We start from the raw sequence: 5248 nt of genomic DNA, 5'->3' as shown, positions 1-5248 counted from the left end.
GTGGGCGTGCTGATGGAGCGCGGCGTGGAGATGGTGGTCTCGCTCCTGGCCGTGCTCAAGGCCGGCGGCGTCTACGTCCCGCTCGATCCGTCGTATCCGGCCGAGCGGCTGGCCTTCATGCTCGCCGACTCGGGCGCCGCGCTCCTGCTCACCCGCCTGCCGCTGCCGGAGGGGCTCCCGCCGCACGCCGCCGAGGTCGTCTGCCTCGACGCGCACCGCGAGCGCATCGAGGCCGAGAGCGCGCAGGCGCCGGCCCCCGGCGTGCTCCCCGAGAACCTGGCGTACGTCATCTACACCTCCGGCTCCACGGGAACGCCCAAGGGGGTGATGGTGCCGCACCGCGGCGTGCCCAACCTGGCGTACGCCCAGGCCCGCCGCTTCGGCATCGACGGCACCAGCCGCGTCCTGCAGATCGCCTCGTTCTCCTTCGACGCCGCGGTCGCGGAGGTGTTCGACACGCTGCTGTCCGGGGCCACGCTGGTGACGGCGCCGGGCGAGGCGCTCCTCCCCGGTCCGGAGCTGCTGGAGACGCTGCGGAGCCGGCGGGTGACGGTGTGCACCCTGACGCCCTCGGTGCTGGCCATCCTTTCGCCCGACGACCTGCCGAAGCTGCGCACCGTGGTGAGCGCGGGCGAAGCGGTGGATGCCGCGACGGTGCGGCGGTGGAGCGCCGGGCCGGCCTTCGTGAACGCCTACGGGCCGACGGAGGTCACCGTCTGCGCGACCACCGCCGAGTGCGAGCCGGACGGGCGTGCCCCGTCGATTGGCCGCCCGCTGGAGAACGTGCGGGTGTACGTGCTGGACGCGGCCGGCCAGCCGGCGCCGGTCGGCGTATCCGGCGAGCTGTACGTGGGCGGCGTGGGGGTGGCCCGCGGCTATCTGGGCCGGCCCGGGCTGACGGCGGAGAAGTTCGTCCCCGATCCGTTCGGGCGGGAGGCCGGGGCGCGGCTGTATCGGACGGGGGACCGGGTGCGGTGGCGGGAGAGTGCGGAAGTGCGTGAGTGCGTGAGTGCGGGAGTGGATCCCGTGCTCAACGCCCGCACTCACGCACTAACGCACTCACGGACTGCCGTTCTCGAGTTCCTGGGGCGGGTGGACGCGCAGATCAAGATCCGCGGTTTCCGCATCGAGCCGGGGGAGATCGAGGCGCGGCTCGCGGAGCACGCCGGCGTACGGGAGGCGGTGGTGCTCGTGCGCGAGGACGCGCCGGGCGAGAAGCGGCTGGTGGCGTACGTGTCGGGCGACGGGGCACCCGGAGCAGAGGTGCTGCGGGCGCATCTCGCGGAACGCCTCCCCGATTACATGGTGCCGGCGGCGTACGTTCGGCTCGCCACCCTGCCGCTGACCCCGAACGGCAAGGTTGATCGGAAGGCGCTCCCCGCGCCGGAGGGCGACGCGTTCGTGGTGCGCGCCTACGAGGAGCCGCTGGGCGACGCGGAGCGGGTGGCCGCGGCGGTCTGGGCAGAGCTGCTGGGCGCGGAGCGCGTCGGCCGGGGCGACCACTTCTTCGAGTTGGGCGGACACTCGCTGCTCGCGGCGCGCGTCGTTTCGCGCGTGCGGCAGGCCCTGGGCGTTGAGGCGCTGCCGGGCGACCTGTTCGAGCGGCCGGTGCTGGCGGATTTCGTACGCGGGCTGCAGACGGCCGCGCGTTCGGAAGCGGCCGCGATCCAGCCCGTGGATCGCAGCGGAAAAATCCCGCTCTCGTTCGCGCAGCAGCGGCTGTGGTTCCTGGAACAGCTGGGAGGGATGGGGGCGGCGTACCACATCCCCATGAGCCTGCGCCTGCGGGGCGAGCTGGACCCTGGCGCGCTGGGGCGGTCGCTGGACCGCATCGTCGCCCGCCATGAGGTGCTGCGCACCACCTTCCCGACCGTTGATGGCGAGCCGGTGCAGCGCATCGCGCCGGTGGAGGAGAGCGCGTTCCGTCTGGTGGAGCACGATCTCCGCGCCTCGGCGGACGCGGAAAGCGAGCTGCGCCGCCTGGTGCGGAACGAGGCGAGCGCGCCCTTCGACCTGGAGCACGGGCCGCTGATCCGGGGGCGGCTGGTGCGCATGGGGGCGGACGACCACGTGCTGCTGCTGACGATGCACCACATCGTCTCCGACGAATGGTCCGTCGGCGTGCTGCACCGCGAGCTGGGCGCCCTGTACGCCGCCTTCGCCCGCGGCGAGCCCGATCCGCTCCCGCCGCTGCAGGTGCAGTACGCCGACTACGCGGCCTGGCACCGCCGCTCGGTAGAAGGGCCGGTGCTGGAGGCGCAGGCGGAGTACTGGAGCCGGACGCTGGCCGGCGCGCCGGAACTGCTGGAGCTGCCCACCGACCACCGGCGCCCGGCGAGGCAGGATTTCGCCGGCGCGTCGGTGAACGTGGAGCTCGACGAGGCGATGGCCGCGGCGCTCAAGGCCCTCTCGCGGCGGCACGGCACCACGCTGTTCATGACGCTGCTCGCCGGATGGGCCGCCGTGCTCGCCCGGCTCTCGGGCCAGGACGAGGTGGTGATCGGCACGCCGTCCGCCAATCGCGGCCGCGCCGAGGTGGAGGAGCTGATCGGCTTCTTCGTGAACACGCTTCCCGTCCGCATCGACCTGGCGGATGGGCCGCGCGTGGGGGAGCTGCTTGATCGCGTGAAGGCGCGGGCGCTGGAGGCGCAGCGGAACCAGGACATCCCGTTCGAGCAGGTGGTGGAGCGCCTGCGCCCGGTGCGCAGCCTGGCATACAGCCCCCTCTTTCAGGTGATGTTCGCCTGGCGCGACGAGGGGGACAGTGCGCTGGCGCTGCCGGGGCTGACCGTCGGCGACGCGGGCGTGGCCGGGACGGAAACGACCAAGTTCGACCTGCTGCTCTCGCTGGGGGAGCGCGGCGGGCGCATCGCCGGCGAGCTCGTCTATGCCCGGTCGCTGTTCGAGCGCGAAACGGTGGAGCGCTGCGCGGGCTACTTCCGCCGCGTGCTGCAGGCGATGGCGGCGGACGAAGGCGGCCGGATGGACCGGGTGGCGCTGCTGGCGGCAGCCGAGCACGACCGCGTGGTCCACGGGTGGAACCGGACCGCGAGCGAGTTTCCCCGCGGCGCGTGCCTCCCCGACCTGTTCGAGGCGCAGGCGGCGCGCACGCCGGACGCCGACGCGGTGGTGTTCGGGGACGAGTCGCTCTCGTTCGCGGCGCTGAACGCGCGGGCCAACCGGCTGGCGCATCACCTCCGCGCGCTGGGCGTGGGACCGGACGGGCGCGTGGGGCTGTGCCTGGAGCGCGGCATCGATGCGATCGTGGGGCTGCTGGCCGCGCTCAAGGCCGGCGGCGCGTACGTCCCGCTGGACCCGTCGTACCCGGCGGCGCGGCTGCGCGAAATGCTGGCCGACAGCGCGCCCGTGGTGCTGCTGACGCAGGCATCGCTGCGGGAACGCGTCGGCTCGCTGGGCGTGCCCGCCGTGGCGCTCGACGCGGACGCCGGCGCCTGGGCGGAGCTTTCGGTAGAGAACCCCGCGCGCGCCGGGCTTACGCCGGAGCACCTGGCGTACGTCATCTACACGTCGGGATCCACCGGCCGGCCCAAGGGGGTGATGGTCCGGCACGGCTCGGTGGTGAACCTGTTCTCCGCGCTCCAGGCCCGGGTCTATGCCGACCATCCCACCCCGCTGCGCGTGGGCCTCAACGCGCCGCTCGTCTTCGACGGATCGGTCAAGCAGGTGGTGCAGCTGCTGGCGGGACACGCGCTGTGCCTGGTTCCCGACGCGGTTCGCCGCGACCCCGCGGCGCTGGCGGCGTGGCTGCGCGCCGAGCGGGTGGACGTGGTAGACGCGACGCCCTCGCTCCTGCGGCCCGCGCTGGCGGCGGGGCTTGGAGGCGACGGCGGCTTTCCGCGCCTGGTGCTGGTGGGCGGCGAGGCGGTGGATGACGAGCTGCGCGAGCGGATGTCGCGCGTTCCCACCCGCTTCTACAACGTCTACGGGCCAACGGAGTGCACCGTGGACGTGACGGCCCGCGAGATCGCGGCGGAGGGCCCCGCGGCGGCCATCGGCGCCCCGCTGCCGAACGTTGCGGCGTACGTGCTCGATCCCGGGCTGCACCCTGTTCCCGCCGGCGTGGCGGGCGAGCTGTACGTGGGCGGCGCCGGGGTGGCGCGCGGCTACCTGAACCGCCCCGGGACCACCGCGGAACGCTTCGTCCCCGACCCGTTCGGCGACGAGGCCGGCGCGCGGCTGTACCGCACGGGAGACCGGGTGCGGTGGGTGGAAGTGCGAGAGTGCGAAAGTGCGGAAGTGCGAAAGTGGGGCGGGGATGTCGATTCACGCGCGGCTGATTCTACTCTCGCACTCTCGCACTCTCGCACTTTCGCACTGGAGTACCTCGGCCGCCTGGACGTGCAGGTGAAGGTCCGCGGCTTCCGCATCGAGCTGGGCGAGATCGAGGCGGGGCTGCGCAGCCACGCCGACGTGCGCGACGCGGTCGTCGTGGCGCGGCAGGACGCGCCGGGCGAGACGCGGCTGGTGGCCTACGTCGTCGGCGACGCGCCGGACGCGCAGGCGCTGCGGACCCACGTTTCCGAGCGGCTCCCCGAGTACATGGTTCCCGCCGCGTACGTGCACCTGCCGGCGTTCCCCGTCACCACGAACGGAAAGGTCGATCGCAAGGCGCTCCCCGCGCCCGAGGGCGACGCCTTCGCGGTGCGCGGGTACGAGGAGCCGGTGGGCCAGGCGGAGCAGGGGGTGGCGGCGATCTGGGCGGAGCTGCTGGGCGCGGAGCGCGTGGGGCGCCGGGACCACTTCTTCGAGATGGGCGGCCACTCGCTGCTGGCCGTGCGCGCGGCGACGCGCGTCCGCCAGGCGCTGGGGGTCGAGGCGGCCCCGGGCGACCTTTTCGAGCGTCCCGTGCTGGCAGATTACGCGCGGGGGCTGCAGACGGCCGCGCGCGCCGACGGGGCCGCGATCGAGCGGGTGGACCGCACCGGAACCATCCCGCTCTCGTTCGCCCAGCAGCGGCTGTGGTTCCTGGAGCGGCTGGGGGATATGGGCAGCACGTACCACATCCCCTCTCGCCTGCGGTTGAAGGGCGAGCTGAACCGGGACGCGCTGGCGGGCGCGCTGGACCGGATCGTCGCCCGCCACGAGGCGCTGCGCACCACGTTCGCGGAGGTGGACGGCGTTCCCGAGCAGCGGATCGCGCCGGTGGAGGCGAGCGGATTCACCCTGCTCGAACACGATCTGGGCGGGGCGGCCGACGCGGAGGCGGAGCTTCGAAGGCTGCTGTCCG

Annotated in this window: 1 protein-coding gene; it reads left to right on the top strand. The window is 73.7% G+C overall.

Annotated features, from left to right (window positions below):
- A partial coding sequence (locus VIB55_RS18465; RefSeq protein ID WP_331878144.1) for an amino acid adenylation domain-containing protein occupies positions 1-5248 on the top strand: 5248 nt, incomplete at both ends.

The organism is Longimicrobium sp., assembly GCF_036554565.1.
Lineage (GTDB): Bacteria > Gemmatimonadota > Gemmatimonadetes > Longimicrobiales > Longimicrobiaceae > Longimicrobium.
Note: the sequence above shows the minus strand (reverse complement) of the source record. Positions and strands in the feature narration are given on the sequence as shown.